This window comes from Variovorax sp. GW823-FHT04F07, assembly GCF_058795995.1.
Genome location: NZ_JBXAIG010000005.1, coordinates 34,805 through 60,237, shown reverse-complemented (window position 1 = coordinate 60,237; position 25,433 = coordinate 34,805). Strand labels below are relative to the sequence as shown.

The 25,433-nt window shown below is 70.4% G+C and carries 20 protein-coding genes and 1 pseudogene; 8 read left to right on the top strand and 13 right to left on the bottom strand.

Features of this window, described 5'->3' with window-relative positions; all coding sequences use genetic code 11:
- Positions 1-101 precede the first annotated feature (101 nt).
- The 5 genes from AC1RAA_RS22100 to AC1RAA_RS22080 all read left to right on the top strand — a co-directional run bounded on the left by AC1RAA_RS22100 (position 102) and on the right by AC1RAA_RS22080 (position 6,556).
- A complete protein-coding gene (locus tag AC1RAA_RS22100; RefSeq protein WP_492732695.1) occupies positions 102-875 on the top strand; it encodes an alanyl-tRNA editing protein in 774 nt (257 codons plus the stop codon).
- A gap of 62 nt (positions 876-937) precedes the next feature.
- Positions 938-3,166 carry a protein-disulfide reductase DsbD family protein gene (locus tag AC1RAA_RS22095; RefSeq protein ID WP_492732697.1) on the top strand — a complete coding sequence of 743 codons (2,229 nt, stop codon included), beginning with the start codon at positions 938-940 and terminating at the stop codon, positions 3,164-3,166.
- A gap of 127 nt (positions 3,167-3,293) precedes the next feature.
- The gene (locus AC1RAA_RS22090) at positions 3,294-3,986 is read left to right on the top strand and encodes a redoxin domain-containing protein (protein WP_174250269.1); all 693 of its coding nucleotides are present in this window, start codon (positions 3,294-3,296) and stop codon (positions 3,984-3,986) included.
- A 129-nt stretch (positions 3,987-4,115) separates the two neighbouring features.
- Positions 4,116-5,423 carry an MFS transporter gene (locus AC1RAA_RS22085; protein ID WP_492732699.1) on the top strand — a complete coding sequence of 436 codons (1,308 nt, stop codon included), beginning with the start codon at positions 4,116-4,118 and terminating at the stop codon, positions 5,421-5,423.
- 152 nt (positions 5,424-5,575) lie between these two features.
- A complete protein-coding gene (locus tag AC1RAA_RS22080) occupies positions 5,576-6,556 on the top strand; it encodes an AraC-like ligand-binding domain-containing protein (protein WP_492732701.1) in 981 nt (326 codons plus the stop codon).
- 10 nt (positions 6,557-6,566) lie between these two features.
- Here AC1RAA_RS22080 and AC1RAA_RS22075 read toward each other — a convergent pair whose 3' ends face one another.
- Positions 6,567-7,865 (bottom strand): hypothetical protein, encoded by a 1,299-nt coding sequence (locus AC1RAA_RS22075; RefSeq protein WP_492732703.1) that lies wholly within the window; start codon positions 7,863-7,865, stop codon positions 6,567-6,569.
- A 4-nt stretch (positions 7,866-7,869) separates the two neighbouring features.
- Positions 7,870-8,859 carry a tripartite tricarboxylate transporter substrate binding protein gene (locus AC1RAA_RS22070; protein WP_492732705.1) on the bottom strand — a complete coding sequence of 330 codons (990 nt, stop codon included), beginning with the start codon at positions 8,857-8,859 and terminating at the stop codon, positions 7,870-7,872.
- A 163-nt stretch (positions 8,860-9,022) separates the two neighbouring features.
- Between AC1RAA_RS22070 and AC1RAA_RS22065 the strand changes: the two genes are divergently transcribed.
- Positions 9,023-9,955 (top strand): LysR substrate-binding domain-containing protein, encoded by a 933-nt coding sequence (locus AC1RAA_RS22065; RefSeq protein WP_492732707.1) that lies wholly within the window; start codon positions 9,023-9,025, stop codon positions 9,953-9,955.
- Here AC1RAA_RS22065 and AC1RAA_RS22060 read toward each other — a convergent pair.
- The 10 genes and pseudogenes from AC1RAA_RS22060 to AC1RAA_RS22015 all read right to left on the bottom strand — a co-directional run.
- Positions 9,952-10,659, bottom strand: coding sequence for an ABC transporter ATP-binding protein (locus AC1RAA_RS22060; RefSeq protein WP_354346711.1), 708 nt, complete (start codon positions 10,657-10,659; stop codon positions 9,952-9,954). The genes AC1RAA_RS22065 and AC1RAA_RS22060 overlap by 4 nt on opposite strands.
- Positions 10,660-10,666: 7 nt before the next feature.
- Complete coding sequence (locus AC1RAA_RS22055; RefSeq protein ID WP_489060911.1) at positions 10,667-11,374, bottom strand: ABC transporter ATP-binding protein; 708 nt, start codon at positions 11,372-11,374, stop codon at positions 10,667-10,669.
- Positions 11,371-12,441 (bottom strand): branched-chain amino acid ABC transporter permease, encoded by a 1,071-nt coding sequence (locus AC1RAA_RS22050; RefSeq protein ID WP_492732708.1) that lies wholly within the window; start codon positions 12,439-12,441, stop codon positions 11,371-11,373. The genes AC1RAA_RS22055 and AC1RAA_RS22050 overlap by 4 nt, the downstream gene beginning before the upstream one ends.
- Entirely contained in the window at positions 12,438-13,307 is an 870-nt protein-coding gene (locus AC1RAA_RS22045; RefSeq protein WP_062476232.1) for a branched-chain amino acid ABC transporter permease, read from the bottom strand. Before AC1RAA_RS22045 ends, AC1RAA_RS22050 begins: the two co-directional genes overlap by 4 nt.
- Positions 13,308-13,319: 12 nt before the next feature.
- Positions 13,320-14,585, bottom strand: a complete 1,266-nt coding sequence (locus tag AC1RAA_RS22040) for an ABC transporter substrate-binding protein (protein ID WP_492732710.1) — start codon at positions 14,583-14,585, stop codon at positions 13,320-13,322.
- Positions 14,586-14,627: 42 nt separating this feature from the next.
- The gene (locus AC1RAA_RS22035) at positions 14,628-16,130 is read right to left on the bottom strand and encodes an aldehyde dehydrogenase family protein (RefSeq protein WP_492732712.1); all 1,503 of its coding nucleotides are present in this window, start codon (positions 16,128-16,130) and stop codon (positions 14,628-14,630) included.
- Between the two features lie 46 nt (positions 16,131-16,176).
- Positions 16,177-16,569, bottom strand: coding sequence for a nuclear transport factor 2 family protein (locus tag AC1RAA_RS22030; protein WP_095949463.1), 393 nt, complete (start codon positions 16,567-16,569; stop codon positions 16,177-16,179).
- A 26-nt stretch (positions 16,570-16,595) separates the two neighbouring features.
- Entirely contained in the window at positions 16,596-17,396 is an 801-nt protein-coding gene (locus tag AC1RAA_RS22025) for a MoaF C-terminal domain-containing protein (RefSeq protein ID WP_492732714.1), read from the bottom strand.
- A gap of 15 nt (positions 17,397-17,411) precedes the next feature.
- Positions 17,412-18,218, bottom strand: coding sequence for an SDR family NAD(P)-dependent oxidoreductase (locus tag AC1RAA_RS22020; protein ID WP_492732716.1), 807 nt, complete (start codon positions 18,216-18,218; stop codon positions 17,412-17,414).
- 79 nt (positions 18,219-18,297) lie between these two features.
- Positions 18,298-19,890: pseudogene (locus AC1RAA_RS22015) on the bottom strand (GMC family oxidoreductase); the annotation flags it as partial.
- 141 nt (positions 19,891-20,031) lie between these two features.
- On the opposite strand from AC1RAA_RS22015, the gene hemE reads away from it, so the two are divergent.
- Together hemE and priA are read left to right on the top strand one after the other, a co-directional pair.
- Positions 20,032-21,141, top strand: a complete 1,110-nt coding sequence (gene hemE, locus AC1RAA_RS22010) for a uroporphyrinogen decarboxylase (RefSeq protein WP_369631113.1) — start codon at positions 20,032-20,034, stop codon at positions 21,139-21,141.
- A gap of 413 nt (positions 21,142-21,554) precedes the next feature.
- A complete protein-coding gene (gene priA / locus AC1RAA_RS22005; protein ID WP_492732737.1) occupies positions 21,555-23,702 on the top strand; it encodes a replication restart helicase PriA in 2,148 nt (715 codons plus the stop codon).
- 22 nt (positions 23,703-23,724) lie between these two features.
- On the opposite strand, the gene AC1RAA_RS22000 is transcribed toward priA, so the two are convergent.
- Entirely contained in the window at positions 23,725-25,368 is a 1,644-nt protein-coding gene (locus tag AC1RAA_RS22000; RefSeq protein ID WP_492732717.1) for a S41 family peptidase, read from the bottom strand.
- Between the last annotated feature and the right edge of the window lie 65 nt (positions 25,369-25,433).

The window sequence follows — 25,433 nt, the reverse complement described above, 5'->3', positions numbered from 1 at the left end:
GACCGCCGGATCATGCGCAATCGCGCGGCGCGGGCGTGTCGGTCGTGGGCGCTTTCCGGCGTGCGCGCACCTCCTTCGCACATCGTCGCTACCATCGCCGCATGACCGACGACCTGTTCCGCGCCGACGCCTACCTGCGCACCTGTGAAGCCCGCATCCTGCGCATCGACGACACCGGCATCGTGCTGGACCGCACCGTGTTCTATCCGCTGGGCGGCGGGCAGGCCGGCGATGCCGGCGTGCTGGCGCTCGCCGACGGCCGCGAAATCGCCATCGCCGACACCCGCAAGGCCAAGGACGCCGAAGGCCAGCCGACCGCCGAATTTGTCCACGTGCCCGCGCCCGACCAGGCCGAGCTGCTGGCCGCGCTGGCGCCCGGCGACACCGTCACCGCCCGCCTCGACTGGGAGCGCCGCCACCGGCTGATGCGCTTTCACACCGCCAGCCACCTGCTGTGCCACCTCGTGCCGGTGCCGGTGAACGGCTGCTCGATCACGCCCGAGTACGCGCGCATCGACTTCCACATCACCGACCCGCTCGACAAGGAAACGCTCACCGCCGGCCTCGCGAAGCTGGTCGAGGCCGCCCACCCGCTGACCGTGGGCGCCATCACTGACGCCGAGCTCGACGCCAACCCCGCGCTGGTCAAGAGCATGAGCGTGCAGCCGCCGCGCGGCACGGGCACGGTGCGCACCATCCGCATCGGCGGCACGGGCGAAGACGGCAGCGCGCCGTCGATCGACTTCCAGCCCTGCGGCGGCACGCACGTGGCCAACACGGCGGAAATCGGCGCCATGGTCGTCACGAAGATCGAGAAGAAGAGCGCGACCACCCGGCGCGTGGTCCTGGGCTGGCCCTCGGCCACCGCCGTCTGAGCCCCCCGGAAAGACCCGGCCCCCAGGAACTTCGCCCCGCCCTCTGGCTCCGACTGACCGGCATGACCTTTTCGCGCATCTCTTTCGCTACTTTTCTGATAGCTACCGCCGCAGCCTGCATGCCGGCTGCGGCCCAGCTGGCCCCGAAGACCGGGGCCGTGGTCACCACCCCCCACGTGCGCGCCGAACTGGTCGCCCATGCGCCCCAGGGCGTGGCGCCCGGCGCGCCGGTCTGGGTCGGGTTGCAGATCACTCACCAGCCCGAGTGGCACACCTACTGGAAGAACGCCGGCGATTCCGGCCTGCCCACCGAGCTGAAGTGGACGCTGCCCGCCGGCGTCTCGACCGGCGAGATCGCCTGGCCGGTGCCCAAGAAGATCCCGGTCGGCACGCTCGCCAACTACGGCTACGAGAACACCGTGCTGCTGCCGGTGCCGCTCGAGGTCTCCACGCTCTACAAGCCCGACGTGGCGCTCACCGGCGGCTCGCCGGCCATGGACATCAAGCTGCAGGCCTCCTGGCTGGTCTGCCGCAAGGAATGCATTCCCGAAGAGGGCGAGTTCACGCTCTCGCTGCCCACGCGCGGCTCGACCGCGCTGAACAAGGCGGCCTTCGACACCGCGCAGGCCGCGCAGCCGCAGCCGCTGGGCACGCCCGGCGCCATCGCCGTCGAGGGTCAGCAGCTGAAGGTGCGCCTCGAAGGCCTGCCCGCCGCCGTGCGCGGCAAGACGCTCGAGTTCTTCCCCGAAACGCCCGAGGTGATCCGCACCGCGGCCGTGTCCGGCAAGGACTGGACGCAGGCCTGGGACGGCGCGACCTGGACCGCCACCGTGCCGCTGGCCGATCAGCGCAGCGAAAGCCCCGCCGTCATGCCAGTCGTGGTGGTGCTGGCCGAGGCCGACCGCCAGGCCGGCCAGCCCGTGGCCTGGCGCGCCGAGACGCCGGTGTCGGGCACCTGGCCCGCCGCCACCGCCGCACCGCGCGCCGCCGAAGTGTCGCCCGCGCTGCAGGCGGCGCTGGCCGCCAACGCGGCCCAGGCGGCGGCCCCCGCTGCCGCTGCGCAGGCCCAGCCCGCCGGCACCTTCATCGTCGCCCTGCTCGGCGCGCTGCTCGGCGGCCTGCTGCTCAACCTCATGCCCTGCGTGTTCCCGATCCTCGCGATCAAGGTGCTGGGCTTCGCGCGGCAGGCCGGCAACGCCAGCGCGCACCGCAAGGCGGGCCTGGCCTACACGGGCGGCGTGATGCTGTCGTTCCTCGCGCTGGGCGGCGCCATGCTGGCGCTGCGCGCGGCCGGCGCGCAGCTCGGCTGGGGTTTCCAGCTGCAGTCGCCCGGCGTGGTGGCGGCGCTGGCGGCGCTCTTCACCCTGCTCGGCCTGAACCTGGCCGGCGTGTTCGAGTTCGGCCGCGCCGCGCCGCAGTCGGTGTGCAGCGCGCAGGCCAAGCATCCGCTGGCCAACGACTTCCTGTCCGGTGTGCTCGCCGTGGTGATCGCCTCGCCCTGCACCGCGCCGTTCATGGGCGCCTCGCTGGGCTTTGCCATCGGCCTGCCGGCGGCCCAGGCGCTGCTGCTGTTCGCCGCGCTGGGCCTCGGTCTGGCGCTGCCCTACCTGGTGGCGGGCTTCGTGCCGGCCGTGGCGCGCCTGCTGCCCAAGCCGGGCCCGTGGATGCACACGCTGCGCCGCCTGCTCGCCTTCCCGATGTTCGCGACCGTGGCCTGGCTGGTCTGGGTGCTGGGCCAGCAAAGCGGCATCGACGGCGCGGGCACGCTGCTCGCGCTGCTGGTGTGCCTGGCCGCCGTGGTCTGGGCGCTCACGCTGACCGGACGCACGCGCGTCGTCATCGCCGCCGTGATGATCGCCTTCACCGCCGTGCTGGCCGGCACCATCGGCCGCAACATCGTGCAGGTGCCCGAGCCGACGGCCAAGCTGGCCTCGGCTGCACCGAACGACGGCGAGCGCTGGCAGCCGTGGTCGGCCCAGCGCGTGAGCGACATGGCGGCCGCGGGCCGGCCCGTGTTCATCGACTTCACCGCCGCCTGGTGCGTGACCTGCCAGTACAACAAGAAGAGCACGCTGGCCGACGCCGAGGTGCTCGCCGACTTCGACACGAAGCAGGTCGCCATGCTGCGCGCCGACTGGACCCGCCGCGACCCCGCCATCACCGCCGCGCTCACCGCGCTGGGCCGCAGTGGCGTGCCGGTGTACGTGCTGCAGGCGCCGGGCAAGGCGCCCGTCGTGCTGACCGAAATCCTCAGCAAGGACGAGGTGCGCGCCGCGTTGGCAGCGCTTTGAGCGCCGATGCGGTGAATTGAAACGAGATGACAACGCCGCTGTCATGGGTTGTCACACGCACTTGAAGAAACCGTTCTAAGCTGCAGTTGTTGTTTGGAATTTTGTTTTTTTGGAGTTCAAGCTGGCCATGACGCTCTCGCCCACTGTCGACTCACGCTCCCTTCGCGCCGCGCGCCAGGCGCGCGCCGCCCTCAGCCGCGCTTCCCGCCGCGCCGTCGTGGCCGCCGCCGTCGCGCTGGGCGCCACCTTCCTCATGGGCACCAACGCCTTCGCCGCGCCCGCCGTGGGCCAGCAGGCGCCCGACTTCGTGGCCGTCGACACCACCGGCGCCAAGCACAAGCTCTCGGACTTCGCGGGCAAGTTCGTGGTTCTCGAATGGACCAACCCCGGCTGCCCCTTCGTGCGCAAGCACTACGGCAGCGGCAACATGCCGGCCACGCAGAAGGCGGCCACCGACAAGGGCGTGGTCTGGCTCGCGATCAACTCCACCGAACGCGCCGCCAGCGACTACCTGAAGGCCGACGCGCTCGACGCCTGGATGAAGTCGCAAAAGGCCGCGCCCACCGCCGTGCTGATGGACGAAGACGGCGTGATCGGCCAGGTCTACGGCGCGCGCACCACGCCCCACATCTTCATCATCGACCCCAAGGGCACGCTGGTGTATGCCGGCGGCATCGACAGCATCGCCTCGGCGCGCGTGGACGACATCAAGACCGCCACCAACTACGTGAACCAGGCGCTGGGCGAAGTGACCGGCGGAAAACCGGTGTCGATGGCGAGCACGCGGCCGTACGGGTGTTCGATCAAGTACAAGAGTTGAGCGTGCCACACGCGCGCCGCCGGCCTGCGCGGCGCGCTGCATTGACAGCTACCTGACTCCCCTCGTCAGGTGCAGGTCGGGAACCCCGACCTACCCTTGGGCCCACAACACCGCCCCAGGGGACACACCATGACTTCCGCGCCTGCCAACGCGCATTCCTCCTCGAAATTCGCCACCGTCCTGCGCGTGACCGGCGGCAACTTCATGGAGATGTTCGATTTCTTCCTGTTCGGCTTCTACGCCACCCAGATCTCGAAGGCCTTCTTCCCCGCGGGCAACGAGTTCGCGTCGCTGATGCTGACCTTCATGACCTTCGGCGCGGGCTTCCTGATGCGACCGCTGGGCGCGATCTTTCTCGGTGCGTACGTCGACCGCGTGGGCCGCCGCCAGGGGCTGATCGTCACGCTCGCGCTGATGGCCGTCGGCACGCTGCTCATCGCCTGCGTGCCGAGCTACGCGACCATCGGCGTGATCGCGCCGCTGCTGGTGCTGGTCGGACGGCTGCTGCAGGGTTTCTCGGCCGGCGTGGAACTGGGCGGCGTGTCGGTGTACCTGTCGGAAATGGCCACGCCGGGGCGCAAGGGCTTCTACGTGAGCTGGCAGTCGGCCAGCCAGCAGGTGGCCATCGTCGTCGCCGCCGCACTGGGCTACTGGCTCAACGTGACCTTCACGCCCCAGGAGATCGGCGACTTCTACTGGCGCATTCCCTTCTTCGTCGGCTGCCTGATCGTGCCGGTGCTGTTCATCATCCGCCGCTCGCTGCAGGAGACCGAGGAGTTCATGGCGCGCAAGCACCGCCCCGACGCGCGCGAGATCTTCCGCTCGATGGTGGCCAACTGGGGCCTCGTGGTCGCCGGGATGATGCTGGTGTCAATGACCACCGTGTCGTTCTACCTGATCACCGTCTACACGCCCACCTTCGGCAAGGCCGTGCTGCACCTGAGCACGACCGACGCGCTCATCGTCACGCTGTGCGTGGCCATTTCCAACTTCTTCTGGCTGCCGGTCATGGGCTCGCTGTCGGACCGCGTGGGGCGCAAGCCGCTGCTCGTGCTGTTCACCGTGCTGACCATCCTCACGGCCTACCCGTCGCTCAAGTGGCTGGTCGCCGCACCGAGCTTCGCGCGCATGCTCGAGGTGGAGCTGTGGCTGTCGTTCCTGTACGCCAGCTACAACGGCGCGATGGTGGTGGCGCTCACCGAGGTGATGCCGGTCAGCGTGCGCACCGCGGGCTTCTCGCTGGCCTACAGCCTCGCCACGGCGCTGTTCGGCGGCTTCACGCCGGCCATCGCCACGGGCCTGATCGAGATGACCGGCGACAAGGGCGCGCCCGGCCTGTGGATGACGGCCGCCGCGGCCTGCGGGCTGATCGCGACGCTCATGCTGTACCGCCGCAATGTCGACCCGGCCGACGCGGGCCGCGTGCCCGTCGTCTGAGAAGGTGTGAACCGCGGGCATTGACCCAGCGCGCACCGGCCATTGACCGGGAGCGCACCGCCCCTGCCGCCCCGGGTGGAAGTACCGATGATGGCGCGCGCCGACCTGCCTATCCTGCACCAGCGCTTCCGGCGCCCCCTGGGAACCACGGCATGAACGCACACCACTTCAGCACCCGGCTCGAACACCCGGCCGACCGGCAGGCCTGCTGGGGCCGCATCAACGAGTCGTACTTCGGCGCGCTGCGCGTGCAGTGCCTCGACCCCGGCCCGTTCGACGCGCGCATGGACGCCTACGAGCTCGGGCCGCTGGGCATGTTCATGATCGAGGCGCCTTCGCACCGCGTCGCGCGGCCCGACACGCACCGCGAGATCGCGCTCGACGAGCACTACAAGCTGGTGCTGCAGCTGGAAGGCCACGGCCACATCTCGCAGCGTGACCGCGAGTTCCACCTGCACCCGGGCGACTGGAGCCTGTACGACCCGCGCGTGCCCTACGCCATCACCAACCCCGAGCGCTCGCGCCTGCTGGCCATCACGATCCCGCGCCAGCAGTTCAAGGGCATGAAGATGCCCGACCTGCACACCTGCGAGGCCCACACGCCCGCCATGCAAGGGCTGTACGCGGTGCTCGGGTCGTTCCTCACCTCGCTGGCCGACCAGCTGCCGTCGCTGCCCAACGCCGTTGGCCGCTCGGTCAGCGACACCGTGCTGGGCCTGCTGGCCTCCACGCTCGCCACGCACGCCGACGAACAGTTCGGCGCGCAGCCGCTGCCCGGCGTACTGAAGACGCGCGTGAAGCAGTTCGTGCACGCGCACCTGGCCGACCCTGCCTTGTCGCTCGACCTTATCGCACAGCAGCTGCGCTGCTCCAAGCGCTACCTGCACCGCGTGTTCGAGGACGAAGACCAGACGCTCGACCGCTTCATCTGGCAGATGCGCCTGGAGCGCTGCAGCGAGGCGCTGCGCCAGGCCGCGGGCGGCCGCGCCTCGGTGTCGGAGATCGCCTTCGCCTGGGGCTTCAACAGCAGCGCGCATTTCTGCCGCGTGTTCAAGGCGCAGTACGGCGTGTCGCCGCGCGAGTTCCAGCGGCGCGAGGCGCAACGGGCGATGTCGCCGGCGCTCACGCACTAGGCAACGCCTTTCAGGGGCTGCCCACGATCCCCGACACGTCGACGATGTACATCTGCCGCTGCGATTCGTGCACGGAGTCGATGCACACCTGCTGGCCGTCGCGGCGCCAGCGCGGGTGCAGGTCGCACCGGTTCTCCTTGCTCAGCTCCGGCGTGGCGTAGAAGCTGCCCAGGTCGTGGCGACGGCCGGTGGCCATGTCAAACAGGAACAGCACGCGCTCGTGCGTGCGGGCGTCGGGGTAGGTGTCGCTCAGCAGCCAGCGCGTATTGACCGGCGAGAAGGTCATGTGGCCGTTCTCCACCAGCACGCCGTCGCCGATCACGCGGACCTCCCCGCCCGCGCGGTCGTGGTACAGGTGGTAGTGGATCTTCCCGGCGTGCGGGCCCCACACGATGATGTGTTCGTCGTCCTGCCACAGCGGGTGCGAGATCTGGTACTCGGACTTCTCGTAGTCGAAGGTGCCCACGGCCGTCGGGTCGAAGTCGTCCGCCAGCTGCGGCAGCGGGTGGTCGGAGCACTCCAGCAGGCGCAGGTCGGAGCCGTCGGGGTTCATCGTGAGAAGCCGGTGCAGGAAGCAGGTCTCGTCCTCGACGCGCTCGGTCCAGCGGTGCAGGAACAGCACGCGCGACGACGACGGGTTGACCTCGATGTGGCTCACCCAGTGGATCGCCTTGTCCATCGACGCGCGCGGATGAAACCGGCGCAGGTCCTGGTAGCTCAACAGCAGGCGCGCCGTGCCGGTGGCCAGGTCGGTCGCGTGGATGCCGTCGTCGGCCGGTGCGAGCGGCAGCTCGAACGGCCCGCCGGCCTCGCTGTAGCCGATGGTCCGGTGCGTGATGTACAGGCGCCGGTAGTCCACGCTCAAGGCCCAGCGGCTGTCGGGCGCCACCACGTAGATCGGCAACGGCAGCAGGCGTTTCGCGCCGGTGTCGACGTCGAGCACCGTGGCGCCGAAGCCGGGGTAGAACGCATCGGCATCGCCGGTGCGGCTGTTGTAGATCAGCTGGCGGCCCGGCGCGCCGTCGAGCCACTGCAGCTGGCTGCCCATCTGCCAGTTCCACGCGGTGGTGTCGCCGACCGCGTGGAAGCGGTCGTTGTCCTGCAGGTCGAAGTAGCCGATGCGGGCGGTGGCCGTCGGCGTGAGTTCGGCGTCCATCCAGGGCACCTGCTGCGCCAGCAGGTAGCGCCCGCTGCGGTCCCAGGCGCTCTTGTTGTAGTAGCCGAAGAAATGGTGCTGCGCGCCATCGCCCACGCGGCGGCAGGGTGCCGGCGCCAGGCGAGGTTGTTCAAGAAGTGGGTTCGACGACATGGGCTCACTCCGCGGCAATGCGGCCTTGCTGGATCACCTTGTCCCAGCGCAGCTTCTCGGCGGCGATGAAGCGCGTCGCGGCGTCGCGCGTGTTGGCCACCGGCGTCATGCCCTGCTCCGACAGGCCCTGGCGAAACTCCGGCGCGGCAACGATCCTGCGGATGTCGGCATTGAGCTTGTCGGCGATGGCATCGGGCACCTTGGCACTCACCGCCACCGTGGTCCACGAGGTGGCCTCGAAGGCCGGGAAGCCCGACTCGATCGCGGTCGGCACCTCGGGCAGCGCCGGCAGGCGAGTCTTGCCGGTCACGGCCAGCGCCTTGAGCTTGCCGCCGCGGATGTGGGCCAGCGTGGTCGGCGGGTTCTCGAACATCAGCTGGATCTGCCCGGCCAGCAGGTCGTTCAGTGCGGCCGTGCTGCCCTTGTAGGGCACGTGCACGATCGGTGCGCTGGCCGTGAGCTTGAACAGCTCGCCGATCATGTGCACCGACGAGCCCACGCCGGCCGAGCCGAAGTTGATCGTGTCCGGCTGCTTGCGCGCCAGCGCCACCAGCTGCTTCAGGTCGTTGGCCGGCAAGGCAGGGTTGGCGACCACGACGTGCGGCATCTCGGCCAGCACCGTGACCACCTTCAGGTCGGTCGCGGGGTCGTAGCTCAGCTTCTTGAACACGCCGTAGGTCGCGTGCAGCCCGATCGAGCCGAGCAGCAGCGTGTAGCCGTCGGCCGGTGCATCGGCCACGAACTTGCCGCCGATGTGCCCGCCGGCGCCGGGCTTGTTGTCGACCACCACCGACTGCTTGTACAGCTTGCCCAGGCGGTCGGCCAGCATGCGGGCCTGCACGTCGGAGCTGCCGCCGGCGGTGAAGGGCACCACGAGCCGGATCATCCGGTCGGGGTAGGCCTGCGGCGGCGATGCCTGCGACGTCGAAGCGACGCCCAGGGCCAGTGCGAGAAGGCCGAGGCCGGCGGCCCTGCGGGGCCAGTGCTGTGTCATGCGTCTTCCTTGCTGTGCGCCGCGACGGCGCGATGGAGGGGGTGGATAGGGCGCAGTCTAGGAACGCAGCATCATTCTGAAAAATTCATTTTCATTCACAGGCTATGCAGAAAAGATATGCCATGCTTTCCGCCTTGCACCGTGCAGCCCCAGGAGCCCCCGCATGTCGCGCCCATTGAACTTCCGCCAGATCGAGGCCTTCCGCGCCGTGATGCAGACCGGCACCACCACCGCCGCGGCGGCCCTGCTGCACACCACGCAGCCCTCCGTGAGCCGCCTGCTCTCGCAGATCCAGCATGCCACCGGGCTCAAGCTGTTCGACATCCACAAGGGGCGGCTTCGCCCCACGCACGAGGCGCGCCAGCTGTTCGACACGGTGCAGCGCCACTTCCTGGGCCTGGACCGCATCGAGCAGAGCGTGGCGGTGCTGCGCAAGTCGGGCGCGGGCTCGCTGCGCGTGGGCTGCACGCCAGCGCTCGGGCTCGGCGTCATGCCGCAGGTGATCCATGCCTTCTCGCGGCTGCATCCCGAGGTGCACGTCAACCTGCAGACCGTCGGCACGCACGCCTTGCGCGAAGGCCTGCTCTACGGCCTGTACGACGTCGCGCTCAGCACCGCAGCCTTCCACGACCCGCAGCTCGACGCGGTCAGCCTGCACAAGGCCAGCGCGGTGTGCGTCGTGCATCCCGGGCATGCGCTGGCGCACCGCGACGCCGTCCATGTGCGCGACCTGAAGCAGCAGGTGCTGCTCACACTCAATGCCGACGACGAGATCCACCAGCAGTTCCAGCGCACGCTGCAGCAGCACCGCATCGAATGCGCCGCCACGGTCGAGACGACCTACTCGGTCACCATCTGCATGATGGCGGCGCAGGGCACCGGCGTCGGCATCGTCAACCCCTACGTGGCCTCCGTGTTCGCGCGCGACCTGAAGATCCTGCCGCTGTCGCCGCGCTGCCCGGTGGAGGTGTCGATGGCGTTCTCGCCGCAGTCGGCGCCTTCGGCCATCGCCGAGGAGTTCACCGCGCGGCTGCGCGACCACTTCCAGTCCTTCGTGATGCCCACCGCACGGAGGGCGCAGAAGGAGCGCGCCTAGGCCGCCGCGAGGTAGCTGCTGTGCAGGATCTCCGGCCGGCTGCGCAGTTCTTCCGACGAACCCGCAAAGGCCATGCGCCCGCGCTCCAGCACGTAGGCGCGGCTCGACACGGCCAGCGCCACCGTCGTGAACTGCTCGATCAGCAGCACGCCCACGCCCTCGCGCGCGACCTGCTGCACCACCTCGACCAGCCGCTTGACCACCGCGGGTGCGAGCCCCAGCGAGAGTTCGTCGATGGCCAGGTAGCGCGGCTTGCCGATGAGCGCCTGTGCGATGCAGACCATCTGCTTCTGTCCGCCCGACAGCGAGCGCGCGGGCAGCGCGAGCTTCACGCGCAGCTCGGGGAACACGCCGAGCACACGCTCGACCGCATCGGCCACGCCGGCCGCAGGCAGTGCGGTGGCGGCGGCGCGCAGGTTGTCGAGCACCGACAGCTCGCCGAGCACGCGATGCCCCTCGGGCACCACCGCCACGCCCAGCGCGCGCACGCGCTCGGGCCGCTGGCCATGCAGCGCGTGGCCTTCGACCTCGATGCGCCCGCCCGTGAGCGGCAGCACGCCGCCGATGGCCATCACGGTGCTCGACTTGCCCGCGCCGTTGGCGCCCAGCAGCGCCGTCACCTCACCCGGCGGCACCTGCAGGTCGATGCCGTGCAGCACGGCCTTGCCGCCGCGCTGCAGGCGCAGATCCGTCACGTTCAGCATGGGGTGGTCACTCCGTTCCCAGGTAGGCCTTGCGCACGGCCGGATCGTCGAGCACTTCGCGCGTGGGGCCGAGCGCGAGGCGGCGGCCGAAGTCGAGCACCAGGGTTTGCGTGCAGGTCGCGGCGATCAGGTCGACGTCGTGGTCGATGAGCAGCACCTGCGCGCCGCAGAACGCATGCACCGCGCCGATCGTGCGGCGCAGCACGCCGGCCTCCTGCTCGGTGAGGCCGGCGCCAGGCTCGTCGAGCAGCAGCAGCTTGGGCGCACCGACCAGCGATTTCGCAAGCTCCAGCATGCGGCGCTGGAACAGGTTGAGGCGGTGGCCCATGACGGTCGCCACGTCGAGCAGGCCCGTGTGCGACAGCGCGCGCGCCACCTGCGATGTTGCTTCGCCGCGCGCATGCGGCACATGGTCGAGCAGCGCGCGCACGTTGTCCCACACGCTGAGGTCTTCCACCACCTGCTCGGTCTGGAACGAGCGGCGCAGGCCGAAGCGCACGCGCGCGATGGGCTTCAGGCCCAGCAGGTCGGCGCCGTCCACCGCCACGCGACCCGCACTCGGCGACACGAGGCCGCTGAGCACGTTGACCAGCGTGGTCTTGCCCGCGCCGTTCGGCCCGATGAGGCCGCACACGGGCGCATCGAGCTGCGCCGTGAGCGCGTCGATGGCCTTGACGCCGCCGAAGGCGACGGTGAGATCGTCGATGCGGATCATGGCGCGGCGTCCTTGTCCTTCGATGCAGCGAAGCGTTGCCGCACCACATCGAACACGCCCGCCAGCTGCCCCGCGATGCCGCTCGGCGCGGTGATGAGCGCATGCAGCAGCGCCACGCCGAAGAAGATCATCGCGAGGTAGCCGTTGACGCCGAAGTCGGTCAGCAGCGCCGGCACCGCGCGCAGCAGCAAGCCTGCGATGAGCGCGCCGGCCCAGTGGTACACGCCGCCCACCACCGTGAGCGCGAACAGCATCACCGATTCGCCGGCCGTGAAGGCGCGTCCGTCGAGCTGCCCCACGCCGCCCGCGAGCAGCGCACCGGCCACGCCGGCGCAGAAGCCCGCGAGCCCGAAGGCCCAGGTCTGGTAGCGCAGGATGTTCACGCCGGCCGCCACGGCCGCCGCCTCGCCGCGCCGAATCAGCGCCCACGAGCGGCCCGCGCGCGTGCGCCGGTGCAGCTCGATCAGCGCCAGCACCGCCGCCAGCCACACGGCGACGTAGCGGAAGTACGCGGTGTCGGACAGCGCCAGCGCGGGGCGCGGCATCATCAGCCGCTCGCTACCGAACACGCGGCCCAGCCAGCCCGCGCCGCCGTCAGGAAAGCCCGTCACGTTGACGACCACCTGGAAGCCGCCCGCCATCATCATCGTGACGAGCGCCAGGTACAGCCCCTTGAGCCGCAGCGCCGGCAGCCCCGCGAGCATGCCCACGACGCACGACAGCAGCCCGCCCGCGAGCACCGACAGCTCGAAGGGCCAGCCCAGCCCGTGCCCCGCGCGCAGCGCGACCCAGCCGCCCGCGCCGAGCAGCGCGTACTGGCACAGCGACACCAGCCCGAGCTGGCCGTAGAGCAGCGCCACGCCGGCCGCCGCGACCGACAGCGCGAGCGACGACGTGAGCGTCTTGATCCAGTACGCGTTCGCGAACCACGGCACGGCCCAGCCGATCAGCAGCACGCAGGCCACCATGAGCACGAGCGAACGGCGGGCGCGGCGCGTGGCCTGTGCCAGCGCGGCAGGTGCGGCGTCGGACGCGGGCATGGCGCCTTCGAGGACCGACGCGTTCATGCCGACCGCGTCCCCGCGCGGTAGAACACGATCATCGCCAGCGCGATGAGGAACGGCGTGGCCGTGCGAAAGGCCGCGAAGCCCGGCACCGTGATCGCCAGCGCCTCCAGCACGCCGATGGCGATGCCGCCCGCCACGGTCGCCGGCAGCGAATGCAGCCGGCCGATGATCGCGGCGGCGAACGCCGGAATCACGAGAAAGGTCAGCAGCGTGGCCTGCAGCCGCACGATGTTCGCCAGCAGCAGACCGCACACGCCCGCGAAGGCGCCGCTCAATATCCACGCCACCGTGTCGACGCCGAGCACGCGGATGCCGAGCAGCGCGCTCAGGTCGCGGTCGTTGGCCAGCGCGCGCATCTTCAGGCCCACGCGCGTCTTCGACAGCAGCAGGCCGACGCCGCCCATCATCAGCACCGCCAACGCCAGGCCCAGTGCGCGCGTGTGCGTGAGCCGCACCTCGACCTCGCCCAACACGAACTCGAGCGCACCGCCGTCGGTCGGCAGCACGAGGCGGCGCGGCTGCTCGCCCCAGGTCCACTCGGTGAAGCCCACCACCACGAGCGCGAAGCCCAGCGTGGCGATGCTGCGGATGGTCGGGTCGCGGTGCGACAGGCGCGGCGCCAGCAGGCGCCCGTAGGCCAGCGACAGCGCCATGGCCGCGAGCACCGCCGCGCACCACGCCAGGCCCTGCGGCCAGTCGGCTTCGAGCAGCGTCCAGGCCACATACGCGCCGAGCGCGCCGATGGCCCCGAAGGCGAAGTTCAGCACGCCCGACGAGCGATAGAGCACCACCAGCCCCACGCCCGAGAGCGCGTAGACCGCGCCCAGGCCCAGGCCCGAGATGACGAAAGGCAGGTAGTCCTCCATGGCCCGGCGCGCTTACTTCAGGCCCATCTTCTGCTCGTCGGCACGGATGTCGACCAGCTCCGGGTCGTCCGCCGTGAGGCAGCCGCCGGGCGCAAAGCGCCAGCCGTTGCCGTCGGGGCTGGCCATGGGGCCGCTGTTGTTCGCGTTGTGGCGGTTGCCGCTGCCCACGTAGAAGGGCTTGCACAGGATGTCGCTGCGGAAGTCGCTCACCTTGCGCAGCGCGTCGGTCACGCCGGCGCGGTCGATCTTCTTCGGGTCCATCTTCAGCATCGCCTGCGTGGCCAGGCGCGCGGCCAGGTAGCCGGCCTGCGAGAAGGTGTCGCGCGGGTCGCTCTTCGCACCATGCTTGTCCATCACCGCCAGCCAGTTCTTGTTGTCGGGCCCGGCCGATTCGAGCGGGTTGAATTCGAGGTTGACGTCGAAGTTGCCCTTCCAGTACGGCCCGATGGCCTTGGGCACGTCGACGTTGTAGGCCGGCGCGGCCGACACGAAGTGGATCTTCTTGCCCAGGTTCTGCTGCTCGGCCGCGGCCAGCATCGGCACGAGGATGCCCTTGGGCACGTTCATGATGATGGTGTCGGGCTTCTTCGCGGCGGCCTGCAGCATGGTCGAGGTGGCGTCGGCCGAGCCGGGGTCGATGGTGAGGGTCTCGACCGTCACGCCGTTCTTCTTTCCCCATTCCTTGGGCCCCTCGCAGGCCCAGTTGCCCAGGCTCGGGATGTTCGGAATGATGCAGACCATCTTCTTCGCCTTGTACTTCTGCGCGGCGTACATCGCGGCGATGGTGGCCGACACGCGCGGCCCCGCGTTCACCGGCACGTAGTTGCGCGCGTTGAAGCACTCGCGCGGCACGCCGGTGCCGGCGATGACCATCACGCCCTCGTCGGCGTACATCTTGGCGTTGGCGCCGCACTCCACGAAGCTGGTGCTGCCCACGAGCGCGACCACCTTGCGGTCCTTCACGAGCTTGGAGGCGACCTGTGCCGCGGTCTCTGGGTTCCACTGGTCGTCGAGCACGAGGTAGTCGACCGGCCGGCCATGAATGCCGCCGTTGGCGTTGACGCACTTGAAGTACGCAGCCGCCGCCTGGCCCGAGGCGCTGAAGTCGTCGGGGCCGGTCTTGCCGACCACGGCGCCGATGGGAATGGGCTCGCCCGTGGCGGGCTTGCCGGTGTTGAGGCCGCAGTCGGGGCCCGCCTGCGCCCAGGCGCCGCTGAAACCGGCCAGGCCCAGCGCGCCCGCAACGGCCGACAGCGCGATTCGTCTTTTGCTTTGCATGAGGTGTCTCCTTCTTTCTGGGTGATCGAAACCGGGGCGGGGCTACACCGCCATGCACACGCTCTTGAGTTCGGTGAAGCTCTCCACCGCCGCGCGCCCCAGGTCGCGCCCGCTGCCCGACTGCTTCACGCCGCCCAGCGGCAGCGCGTTGTCGAGCACGTTGTGCGCGTTGACCCAGACCACGCCCGCCTGCAGGCGCGGCACGATGCGGTGTACGGCCGAGAGATCGTTCGACCAGACGCTGGCCGCCAGGCCGTAAGCGCTGTCGTTGGCCAGGCGCACTGCGTCGTCCACGTCGTCGAAGGGCACGACCGTCGCGACCGGGCCGAACACTTCCTCGCGCGCGATGCGCATCGACGGCTGCGCGTCGACGAACACGGTGGGCTGCACGAAGCAGCCGCCGTCGAAGGCCTGGCGCCCGCCGGTGACCAGCGTCGCGCCTTCGGCCACGGCGCCGTCGATGTGCGCCATCACGCGCGCCAGATGGCGCTTGGACACCAGCGGCCCGAACTGCGCCTTCGGGTCGAAGCCCGAGCCGATGTGCAGGCCCTCGGCCGCCTGCGCGAGCCGGCGCACCACCTCGTCGAACAGGCTGCGCTGCACGTACACGCGCGAACCCGCGGTGCACACCTGGCCCTGGTGAAAGAAGATGCCGTTGGCCGCGCCCTGCGCCGCCGCCACCGGGTCGGCGTCGCCCAGCACGATGAGCGGCGACTTGCCGCCCAGCTCCAGCGTGAAGCGCGCCATGCTGTCCACGGCCGCGTGGCCGATGTGCCGGCCCACGGCCGTCGAGCCGGTGAAGCTGATCTTGCGGACGTCCGGGTGCGCCGCCAGCGCCGCACCGGCCGTGGCGCCGCGCCCGCACACCACGTTGAGCGCGCCCGGCGGAAAGCCCGCCTCCAGCGCCAGCTCGGCCAGCCGCAGCGCGGTGAGCGGCGTTTCTTCCGAGGGCTTGAGCACCACGGTGCAGCCGGCCGCGAGCGCGGGCGCCACCTTCCACAGCGCGATGGCGAGCGGAAAGTTCCACGGCACGATGGCCGCGACCACGCCCACCGGTTCGCGCCGCGTGTACGTGACCCACTGCGCGCCGGGGATGCCGATGGAGTTGTCGAGCGTCTGGCCTTCGAGCTTGGTGGCCCAGCCCGCCATGTAGCGCACGAACTCCGCGCCCGCACCCACGTCGACCATGCGCGCGATGCCGCGCAGCTTGCCGCTTTGCAAGGTTTCGAGCGCGCTGAGTTCGTCGGCGTGCGACTCGATGAGCATCGAGAGCGTGTACAGCAGGCGCTCGCGGTCGGCCGGGCGCAGCGACTTCCAGGCGGCGCTCTCGAAGGTGCGGCGCGCGCTGGCGACGGCGGCGTGCACGTCGTCCGCGTCGCTGTCGGGCGCCTCGGCCACGGTCATCTCGGTGGCCGGGTCGACCACCGGCAGGTACTGCCCGTTGCGGGGCACGACCTCGTGGCCGTCGATGTGGTTGCCGCGGCGGCGCTGCGCCAGCAGGCCCACCTGGCCGAGGTGTTCGATCGACAGGTCGCGCAGATTCATGGGCGGGCTCCGGGAAGGGATGCGAGGGATGCGAATGAAAGCGGCGTCACGGCTGCATGGCGCGCGCGACGAGCAGCGTGTCGGTGAACTGCTCGAAGCGCCGCACCTTTCCGCCCTGCACCTGCCACACATGCGTGACGCGGGCCTGCATCGGCTTGCCCGTGGTGCGGTGGCGCGCGTGGTAGTCGCCGATGCCGACCACGGTGTCGCCGCCATCGACCAGCCGCTCGAGCACGAAGCGGTAGCCCTCCCACTCGGCGCCAAGCACCTGGAAGACCTTCTCGACCACCTGCGCGGGGCCGACGTGCGTGCCGGCGCAGGGAAAGCCGGCCATCTCGGTCCACTGCACGTCGTTGGCCACGTCGGCGAACATCGCGGCGAGGTCGTGGCGGTCGGAGGCCGCGTAGTGGTCGGCCACGATCTGGTAAGGGGTGCGCATGAAAAAGCTCCTGGACAACGGTGAAGTCAGACGGGCCCGAACTCGGACGGGTAGAAGGTCTGCGAGGCCTTGCGCATGAAGGCGCCCGCGGGGTTGTTGGCGATCGCGCCGGTGCCGGTGAGCCCGAGGAACTTGCCGGTCGAGCGGCCGTTCGCGAAGTCGAAGAAGAACACCGACGCGACCGGGATCAGGAACTCGCGGAAGGTGAAGACGTACTGGTCGTCGTCGAACTTCCAGTAGCTCGCGAGGTCGACGTCGCCGTGGCCGCGCTGCACGCCCACGAGGCACTGCCAGGCGTAGCGCTCGGCGCTCAGGTAGGTGTGCTCGTAGGTGTGGTTGGGGCTGTAGGTCTGCCAGGTGCGCAGGCCGATGAGGTCGCGCGTGGCGTGCGGTGCGCTGCCAGTGGCAGTGCCGCCTTCGAGCGTGCCGGGCCAGAAGTCCTGCGGCACGCGCGGCTGGCCCGCGGCCTCGTCGGCGCCGACGATGCGGCAGCGGATGGCGAGCACGCGGCGCGTGCGCGTGTTGAGGACCACGGTCAGCGCCTCGCTCGGGCGGCTGGCCTGCGTGATGTCGAGGAAGAAGGTGTCGGGCGCGACCTCGATGGCCTCGTACCAGTCGCCCTGGCCTTCGCCCCCGCGTGCGCCGTCTTCATGCCAGTCGAGCGTGTGCTGCGCGCGCGGCTGCAGCGTGAGCTGGAAGCCGGGCAGCGCGAGCCGCAGCGTCTGGCCGGCGAGTGCGTCGGTGGCGGGCAGGCGGTTGGTTGCGATGCCGAGGGCGAACTGGTCGTAGGTCTTCCAGTCGGCGGGCTTGGTGGTGTCGGTGCTCATGGCGTCTTTCCTTCTTCAGGCGTCGTGCGCGAAAGCGATGGTGGGCAGGTCGACCGCGGACGCGCCGCCATCGACCATCAGCGAGCTGCCGCTGACCATCGCGGCCAGCGGCGAGGCGAGGAACAGCACGGCGTTCGCCACGTCGTCGGGGCTGGCGGCGCGGCCCATGGGCACGTCGCGCGTGACGAGGTCGTAGGCCGCATCGGTGTTCGGCAGGTGGTGCTTGTCGACGAGCACCTGCATCTGCTCGTCGGCCATCTCGGTGCGCACCCAGCCGGGGCACACGGCGTTCACGCGCACGCCCTGCTGGCCGTAGTCACGCGCCAGCGAACGCACGAGGCCGATGAGCGCGTGCTTCATGGTCACGTAGCCGACCACGCCCGGCCCCGCGAAGTGGCCCGCGAGCGACGAGAGCACGACGATGTTGCCGCGCCGCGCGATGAGCTCGGGCAGCAGCTCGCGTGCGCAGACGAAGGCGGTGTCGAGGTTCAGGCGCGTGGACAGCGCCCACGAGGCGTCGTCGGTCGAAAGCGCATCGCCCACGCCGTGGCCGCCCGCGTTGGCGACCAGCACGTCGACGCCGCCGAAGCGTTCGCGTGCGGCGGTCAGGGCGCGCTGCACATCGGCAGTGTTCGCTGCGTCGCCCGCCACCGCGAGCCCGCCGAGCTTCGACGCCACCGCTTCGAGCTGCGCGAGGCGGCGCCCCATCAGCACCACGCGGCCGCCCGCCGCGACGAACTGCGCGGCCACCGCCGCACCGATGCCGGTGCCGCCGCCGGTGATGAAGGCGACCTTGCCGGCCATGGAATTCGGGGAACTCATTCGCTGTGTCTCCTGGTTGGGAAGGACTCTAGGTTTCAGTGCGCTTCGGCGATTGACCGACCGTGCAATCTCAGTTGCCTGACAGCGCGAAGTCGGCGCAGCGCTCGGCCAGCATCACGGTCGGCGCGTTGGTGTTGCCGCTGACGAGCGAAGGCATCACCGAGGCATCGCACACGCGCAGCCTGGCCACGCCGTGCACGCGCATGCGCGCATCGACCACGGCCATGGCGTCGCGGCCCATGCGGCAGGTGCCGCTCGGGTGGTAGACGGTCTTGGCGCGCTCGCGCACGTAGGCCTCGAGGGCCTCGTCGGACATGTCGTCGGCGGCCGACGGCGCCAGCTCTTCGGACACCACCTCGCGCAGCGCCGGCGCGCGCAGGATGCGGCGCGCCAGCTTCACGCCGCGCACCAGCGTGTCGACGTCGGCCTGCGCCTGCAGGTAGCCGCCGTCGAACAGGATCGGCGCCATCGGGTCGGCGCTGCGCAGTGCCACGCGCCCGCGCGACTGCGGGCGCAGGAAGCAGGGATTGATCGACAGGCCGTGGCCGGCCAGCGGTTCGCGGTCGACGTCGCCCACGAGCACGGGCAGCACGTGGAACTGCAGGTCGGGCCGGCCTTCGCCGGTGGTGTCGACGAAGCCCCCGCTCTCGACCACGTTCGAGGTGAGCAGGCCGGAGCCGAACATCATCCATTGCAGGCCGTGCTTCAGCGCCGCCAGGCCGCGGTCGTTGCCCAGCAGGCTCACGGGCTCGCGCGTGCGGCCGTAGACCGACACCTCCAGGTGGTCCTGGAAGTTCTCGCCCACGCCGGGCAGGTCTTTCACCACCGGCAGGCCCAGCGCCTGCAGCTGCGCGCCGGGGCCGATGCCCGAGAGCAGCAGGAGCTTGGGCGAGGCGAGCGCGCCGGCCGAGAGGATCACTTCGTCGCGCGCGGTGGCGATCACCTCTTCGCCGCCGCCGTTGCGGCCCGTGCGGTAGACCACGCCGGTGGCCGCGCCGTCCTGCATCAGCACGCGCAGCACGTGCGCGCCGGTCACCACGGTGAGCTTCGGGTCGTCGCGCACGGCCGCGAGGTAGGTGGCGGCGGTGCTCGCGCGCCGGCCTTCGAAGGTGGTGGTCTGGTAGAAGCCCACGCCGGCCTGGGCGGCGCCGTTGAAGTCGTCGTTGTAGGCCAGGCCGCTTTGCTGCGCGGCGCGCAGGAAGGCCAGGCTCAATGGATGGCGAAAGCGCGTGTCGCTCACCTTCAGCGGCCCGTTCGTGCCGTGGAGTTCGCAGGCGAAGCGCGCGTTGCCCTCGGCCTTGCGGAACCACGGCAGCACGTCGCGCCAGCCCCAGCCCTCGCAGCCCTGCGCCTCCCAGCCGTCGTAGTCGGCGGGCGTGCCGCGCACGTAGACCATGGCGTTGACCGAGCTGCCGCCGCCCAGCGTGCGGCCCTGCGGCACGAACATCTTGCGGCCGGCGGCGGCGGGCTGCGGCTCGCTCTCGTAGGCCCAGGTGCGCTCGGTGCCGATCACGCGCACGAAGGTGGCGGGCATGTGGATGAAGCGGTCGTCGTCGGGCGGCCCCGCCTCCAGCAGCAGCACGCGCCGCCCGGCGCGCACCAGCCGGTGCGCCAGCACGCAGCCGGCCGAGCCGGCGCCCACCACCACCACATCGAAAACCTGCTGCGCCATGTCTGTTCCAGACTGAAGTTGTGTCGGGAACGGATGCTCGCGGCTGGCGCGCGCCCTGGCGCATCGGGGCGGGTTGATGCAACGCAAAGTGCGCTGTGGGTCAACAGACGATCAATGCGGGGGCCCTGCGACAATCGGGCCATGCCTTTCGCCCCTTTGCAAAACGACACCTTCCTGCGGGCCTGCTGGCGCCAGGCCACCGATCACACGCCCGTCTGGCTCATGCGCCAGGCCGGCCGCTACCTGCCTGAATACGTTGCCACGCGCGCCAAGGCCGGCAGCTTCATGGGGCTGGCCACGAACACAGACTACGCCACCGAGGTCACGCTGCAGCCGCTGGCGCGCTACCCGCTCGACGCGGCCATCCTCTTTTCGGACATCCTCACGGTGCCCGACGCGATGGGCCTGGGCCTGTCGTTCGAGGCCGGCGAAGGCCCGCGCTTTGCGCGCCCGGTGCGCGACGAAGCGGCCGTGGCCGCGCTCGAAGTGCCCGACCTGGACAAGCTGCGCTACGTGTTCGACGCCGTGGGCTCGATCCGCAAGGCGCTGAACGGCCGCGTGCCGCTGATCGGCTTCTCGGGCAGCCCGTGGACGCTGGCCTGCTACATGGTCGAAGGCGCGGGCTCGAGCGACTACCGCCTCGTGAAGAGCATGCTGTACGGCCGCCCCGACCTGATGCACCGCATCCTCGCGGTCAATGCCGATTCGGTGGCCGCGTACCTCAATGCACAGATCGACGCCGGCGCGCAGGCCGTGATGATCTTCGACAGCTGGGGCGGCGTGCTGGCCGACGGCGCGTTCCACGAATTCAGCCTGGCCTACACCGCGCGCGTGCTCGCCGGCCTGAAGCGCCACGGCCCCGACGGCCAGCCGGTGCCGCGCATCGTCTTCACCAAGGGCGGCGGCCTGTGGCTGGGCGCCATGCGCGCGCTCGACTGCGAGGTGCTCGGCGTCGACTGGACCGTGAACCTGGCCGCCGCGCGCCGCCTCGTGGCCGAAGGCACCGAGGACAAGGCCAAGGCGATCCAGGGCAACATCGACCCGAACGTGCTGTTCGCCCCGCCCGCGGCCATCGAGGCCGAGGTCGGCAAGGTGCTGCAAGCCTTCGGCAAGCCCCACACCGACCGCACCACCGCGGGCCCGACGCACATCTTCAACCTGGGCCACGGCATCAGCCAGTTCACGCCGCCCGACCACGTCGCGGCGCTGGTCCAGGCGGTGCACGACCAGTCGCGCGCGCTGCGCACTTGAGCTAACAAATGTGAACTGCCGACCGCCCGGTTGGCAGACTCAGCGCCCCCTGAAAGCCAGTCGCCCGGCGTTTGTCAAGCCCTAAAACGGCCCCGGACGCCCGACTTATGCACAAAACGCGTGTTGCACTGCGCAAGATTATCTGAGGGGGCATTGGTTCTGCTCCTAAACCAATAGCGACGCTAAGTGGTTGATTTATATAGGTTTTGATTTTTGCTTTTTTTACAGGCATTCCAGCGGAAGCCTTGAAAATCAAGGCTTCGGCGACTATCCAGCCGTCTTGTCAACAAAGTTATCCACAGAAACTCTGGATGACCGCCAAAGCGCTGTGAAATCAACAACTTAAGCGGTCTTGCTCCAAAACGCATTAACAAACCTTGCCAAAAAGGACGCCCAGCCCCTCCGCCGAATCGCTGCCCGAAGCCGGCGCGCCGACGGTCACATCCGCCACAAACGTCTCCTACCCCTGGCGACTCGACATCGCGGTGCAGACGCCCGCGCATGCCGCGCTGGGTGACCTGCTGAGCTACGCCGGCGCCGAGCCGCTGGTGCCGGGCACGCTGGTGCGGGTGCCGCTGGGCAAGCGCGAGGTGCTGGGCGTGGTCTGGAACGAGCCGACCTCGCTGGAGGGCGCCGAGCCCGACATGGCGCTCAAACCCGTGGGCGCGGCGCTCGACGCGCTGGCGCCGCTGGGCGAGGCCTGGCGCGACCTGGTGGCGTTTGCCGGGCGCTACTACCAGCGCTCGATCGGCGAAATCGCGCTGGCCGCCCTGCCGCCGCAGCTGCGCGACCTGAGCACGACGCAGCTGGCGCGCCGCCTCAAGCGCAAGACCACGGCCGGGCCGGTGGCCGAGACGGCCGAATCCGCGAACCTGATCGCGCTCTCCGACGAACAGTCGGCCGCGCTGGCCCGCATCGAGGCCGGCACCGGCACCTTCCTGCTGGTGGGCAGCACCGGCAGCGGCAAGACCGAGGTCTACCTGCGCTGCGTGGCCGACCTGCTGGCGCGCGACCCCGAGGCGCAGGCGCTGGTGATGGTGCCCGAGATCAACCTCACGCCGCAGCTCGAGGCCCGCTTCAAGGCGCGCTTCGGCGACGAGGCCGTGGTGTCGCTGCACAGCGGCATGACCAACCCGCAGCGGCTGGCGAGCTGGCTGGCGGCGCACAGCGGCGCCGCGCGCATCGTGCTGGGCACGCGCATGGCGGTGTTCGCGTCGATCCCGGGGCTGAAGCTCATCGTGGTCGACGAGGAGCACGACCCGAGCTACAAGCAGCAGGAAGGCGCGCGCTATTCGGCACGCGACCTCGCCGTGTGGCGCGGCCAGCGCGAAAAGGCCAAGGTGATCCTGGGCTCGGCCACGCCTTCGCTCGAGAGTTGGCACCAGAGCCGGCCGCCCGAGGGAGACGACCCGGGCGGGCGCTACGTGCGGCTGGCGATGCCGTCGCGCATCGGCGCGGGCGCGCTGCCGGCGGTGCGGCTCGTGGACATGAACCTGCAGCCGCCGAAGACGGTGATCTCGGGCGCGCTGCTCGACGCCATCGGCCAGCGCATCGCGCGCGGCGAGCAGAGCATGATCTTCCTGAACCGGCGCGGCTATGCGCCGGTGCTGGCCTGCGGCGACTGCGGCTGGAAGAGCGAATGCCCGCACTGCAGCGCCTACCGCGTGTTCCACAAGATCGACCGCACGCTGCGCTGCCACCACTGCGGCTTCACCGAGCGCGTGCCGCGCGCCTGCCCGGCCTGCGGCAACCCCGACATCGCGCCCGTGGGCCGCGGCACCGAGCGGCTCGAAGAGCACCTGGCCGAGCTGTTCGCGGGCGTGAAGCATGCGGACGGCAGCGCGGTGCGCATCGCGCGCATCGACGCCGACAGCACCAAGAAACAGGGCGCGCTCGAATCGCAGCTTGCGGCCGTGCACGCAGGCGAGGTCGACGTGCTCGTCGGCACGCAGATGATCGCCAAGGGCCACGACTTCCGCCGCATCACGCTGGTGGCCGCCGTGAACCCCGATGGCGCGCTGTTCTCCAGCGACTTCCGCGCGCCCGAGCGGCTGTTCAGCCTGTTGATGCAGTCGGCCGGCCGCGCGGGCCGCGACGCCGCCTACCTCGCGGCGCAAGGCGCCAAGGCCGAGATGTGGATCCAGACGCACCACGCGCCGCATCCGCTGTTCGCGGCGCTGCGCCGGCACGATTACGAGGCCTTCGCCAAGCAGCAGCTCGAAGAACGCCAGGCCGCCGCCATGCCGCCCTTCGCGTTCCAGGCGCTGGTGCGCGCCGACGCGCGCGAGCAGGCGGTGGCGCAGGGCTTCCTGAACCTCGCGGCCGACCAGGCCGAGGCGCTGCCCGGCGCCGACCTGGTCACGCGCTATCCGGCGGTGCCGCTGGCGATCCAGCGCGTGGCCAACGTGGAGCGCGCGCAGATGCTCATCGAAAGCCCCTCACGCGCCGCGCTGCAGCGCCTGCTGGCCGCCTGGCAGCCGCTGCTTCACGAACTGCGGCGCACGCCCGAGGGCAAGGGCGTGATCCGCTGGCTGGTGGACGTGGACCCGCACAGCATCTGAGCGCGGCGCGCGGACGCCTGCTTCAGCGCGGACGCAGGATGCGGTTGCGCAGGCCTTCGGGCTTGTGCAGCAGGGGTGCGGCGGGGCCGGTGGCAGCACTCCTGGCGAGGCGACCGCCGGGCACGGCAGGGCAGACACCCGTGACCTGATGCGAGAGCGCGGCGGCCAGGCGCGCCTCCGCCGGATCGCCGAGCGCATGGCCGAAATCGTCGGGCATGGCGCAGGTGGGGGCGATGCCGTCCGGGTAGTCGCCGAACCCCTTGGCGTTCACGCCCTGGAACTGCACATTGAAATAGGTGGTGCCGCAGTTGTCCTGCGGATAGAAGCCGTAAGGCTTGCCGCAGGTGGTGCCACCGATCTGGATCACGTCGATGTCGATGCCGCGCAGGCCGTTGATGAACGCCTCGCTGGCCGAGCAGGTGTCGGGGCCCGTGAGCACGTAGACGCGTCGCAGGTCGAGGCTGGGCAGGAGAAGGGGCGGGTCGATGGGAGAAAGAAAGCCCAGGGTGGTGGTCCAGAACGGCGTGGGCGCGAGCGCGTCGCCGGTCACCGGATCGCGCTCGGCGTGCTTGTTGTTGAACCGCATGGTCTCGAAGGTCTTGCCGCGCGTCTGCGCCTCGCCGGCGACCATGAAGGCCAGTTGGCTGGCCAGGTCCAGATAGCCGCCGCCGTTGTAGCGCAGGTCGACGACCAGCTCGGTGGCCCGCTGCGCGCGCAGCCACTCCATGGCGGCCTTCAGTTGCAGTTCCGCCGTGCCGATGTGGTCGTTGAATTGCAGGTAGCCAACCGTGCGGCCCGCGTTCGGGAGCGTCTTGACGTTCTGGACGGGGGTCGAGATCACCGGCGCCGCCGTCAGCGTGATGTCGCGCGGGGTGTTGCTGCCCGCGTCGACGACGGTGAACCGCGTGGACGTCCCCGGTGCAGCGCCAAAGAGCGCCGCGTTGATGACATCGACGCCTTCCTGCGTGGGGTCGTTCACGAAATCGACGCCGTTGACCCCGAGCACCCGGGCGCCGCGCGGCAGGCCGGCGCCCATCGTGGCCGCGGGAGAGCCGGGCTCCACGTACGCCACGCGCAGATCGCGCGGCGGGGAGAGGGCAAAGAAAGCCCACTGCGCGCCGTATCCGACGGACGAGCCGGCGCCCGAGAGCGCATTCCACTCCTCGGTGGTGTATGTGAAGTGGAACTGGTCCTTGTCCCTGCCCGACGGCGTCACGGCGTAGGTCTTGAGCAGGTCGAAATAGTCGGCCGTGGCGTACAGCGCCGGGTCCAGGTCCGGCACCTCGTCGTACCAGAGGTAGGTGTCGTTGGTCCACGCGCGCAGCCAGTTGTTCTCGTCGACCGTGCGCCCGGCCTTGTCGGCGAAGGGCTTGCCGTCGTAGCCCGTGCCGGTGCGCGGGGCTGCGCACCGGTCCTTGTAGAGGCTCGCGGTGCGGAACACGCCTTCGACCCAGGGCGCGTTGCGCAAGGCATCGCCGTCGTCGGGCACGTCGGGCGGCGTCGCGGGTGGGGTGGTGGTGACGGGCGGCGGGGTGGTCGTGCCGCCGTTCGGCCAGAAGCCGACGGCCGAGCCGCCGTCGCCGCCCCCGCAGGCGACGAGCACGACCGTCGGAACAGCCAGCAGCAGAAGACGGGCGAAACGAAAACGTGGGGAGAAAAGAGGCACGGCGAGATTCCTGGAGGGCGGGAAGGCGCCGCCATCCTAGGAAGCTCTGCGTCGTTGCGCATTGG

Coding starts and splice junctions, on each gene's coding strand:
- AC1RAA_RS22055 (WP_489060911.1), bottom strand. CDS start 11,374: ATGATCCGCATCGACGATCTCACCGTCGCCTTCGGCGGCGTCAAGGCC.
- AC1RAA_RS22040 (WP_492732710.1), bottom strand. CDS start 14,585: ATGCAAAGCAAAAGACGAATCGCGCTGTCGGCCGTTGCGGGCGCGCTG.
- AC1RAA_RS22050 (WP_492732708.1), bottom strand. CDS start 12,441: ATGAACGCGTCGGTCCTCGAAGGCGCCATGCCCGCGTCCGACGCCGCA.
- AC1RAA_RS22045 (WP_062476232.1), bottom strand. CDS start 13,307: ATGGAGGACTACCTGCCTTTCGTCATCTCGGGCCTGGGCCTGGGCGCG.
- hemE (WP_369631113.1), top strand. CDS start 20,032: ATGCCTTTCGCCCCTTTGCAAAACGACACCTTCCTGCGGGCCTGCTGG.
- AC1RAA_RS22065 (WP_492732707.1), top strand. CDS start 9,023: ATGTCGCGCCCATTGAACTTCCGCCAGATCGAGGCCTTCCGCGCCGTG.
- AC1RAA_RS22035 (WP_492732712.1), bottom strand. CDS start 16,130: ATGAATCTGCGCGACCTGTCGATCGAACACCTCGGCCAGGTGGGCCTG.
- AC1RAA_RS22070 (WP_492732705.1), bottom strand. CDS start 8,859: ATGACACAGCACTGGCCCCGCAGGGCCGCCGGCCTCGGCCTTCTCGCA.
- AC1RAA_RS22060 (WP_354346711.1), bottom strand. CDS start 10,659: ATGCTGAACGTGACGGATCTGCGCCTGCAGCGCGGCGGCAAGGCCGTG.
- AC1RAA_RS22100 (WP_492732695.1), top strand. CDS start 102: ATGACCGACGACCTGTTCCGCGCCGACGCCTACCTGCGCACCTGTGAA.
- AC1RAA_RS22090 (WP_174250269.1), top strand. CDS start 3,294: ATGACGCTCTCGCCCACTGTCGACTCACGCTCCCTTCGCGCCGCGCGC.
- AC1RAA_RS22020 (WP_492732716.1), bottom strand. CDS start 18,218: ATGAGTTCCCCGAATTCCATGGCCGGCAAGGTCGCCTTCATCACCGGC.
- AC1RAA_RS22075 (WP_492732703.1), bottom strand. CDS start 7,865: ATGTCGTCGAACCCACTTCTTGAACAACCTCGCCTGGCGCCGGCACCC.
- AC1RAA_RS22025 (WP_492732714.1), bottom strand. CDS start 17,396: ATGAGCACCGACACCACCAAGCCCGCCGACTGGAAGACCTACGACCAG.
- AC1RAA_RS22030 (WP_095949463.1), bottom strand. CDS start 16,569: ATGCGCACCCCTTACCAGATCGTGGCCGACCACTACGCGGCCTCCGAC.
- AC1RAA_RS22095 (WP_492732697.1), top strand. CDS start 938: ATGACCTTTTCGCGCATCTCTTTCGCTACTTTTCTGATAGCTACCGCC.
- AC1RAA_RS22085 (WP_492732699.1), top strand. CDS start 4,116: ATGACTTCCGCGCCTGCCAACGCGCATTCCTCCTCGAAATTCGCCACC.
- AC1RAA_RS22080 (WP_492732701.1), top strand. CDS start 5,576: ATGAACGCACACCACTTCAGCACCCGGCTCGAACACCCGGCCGACCGG.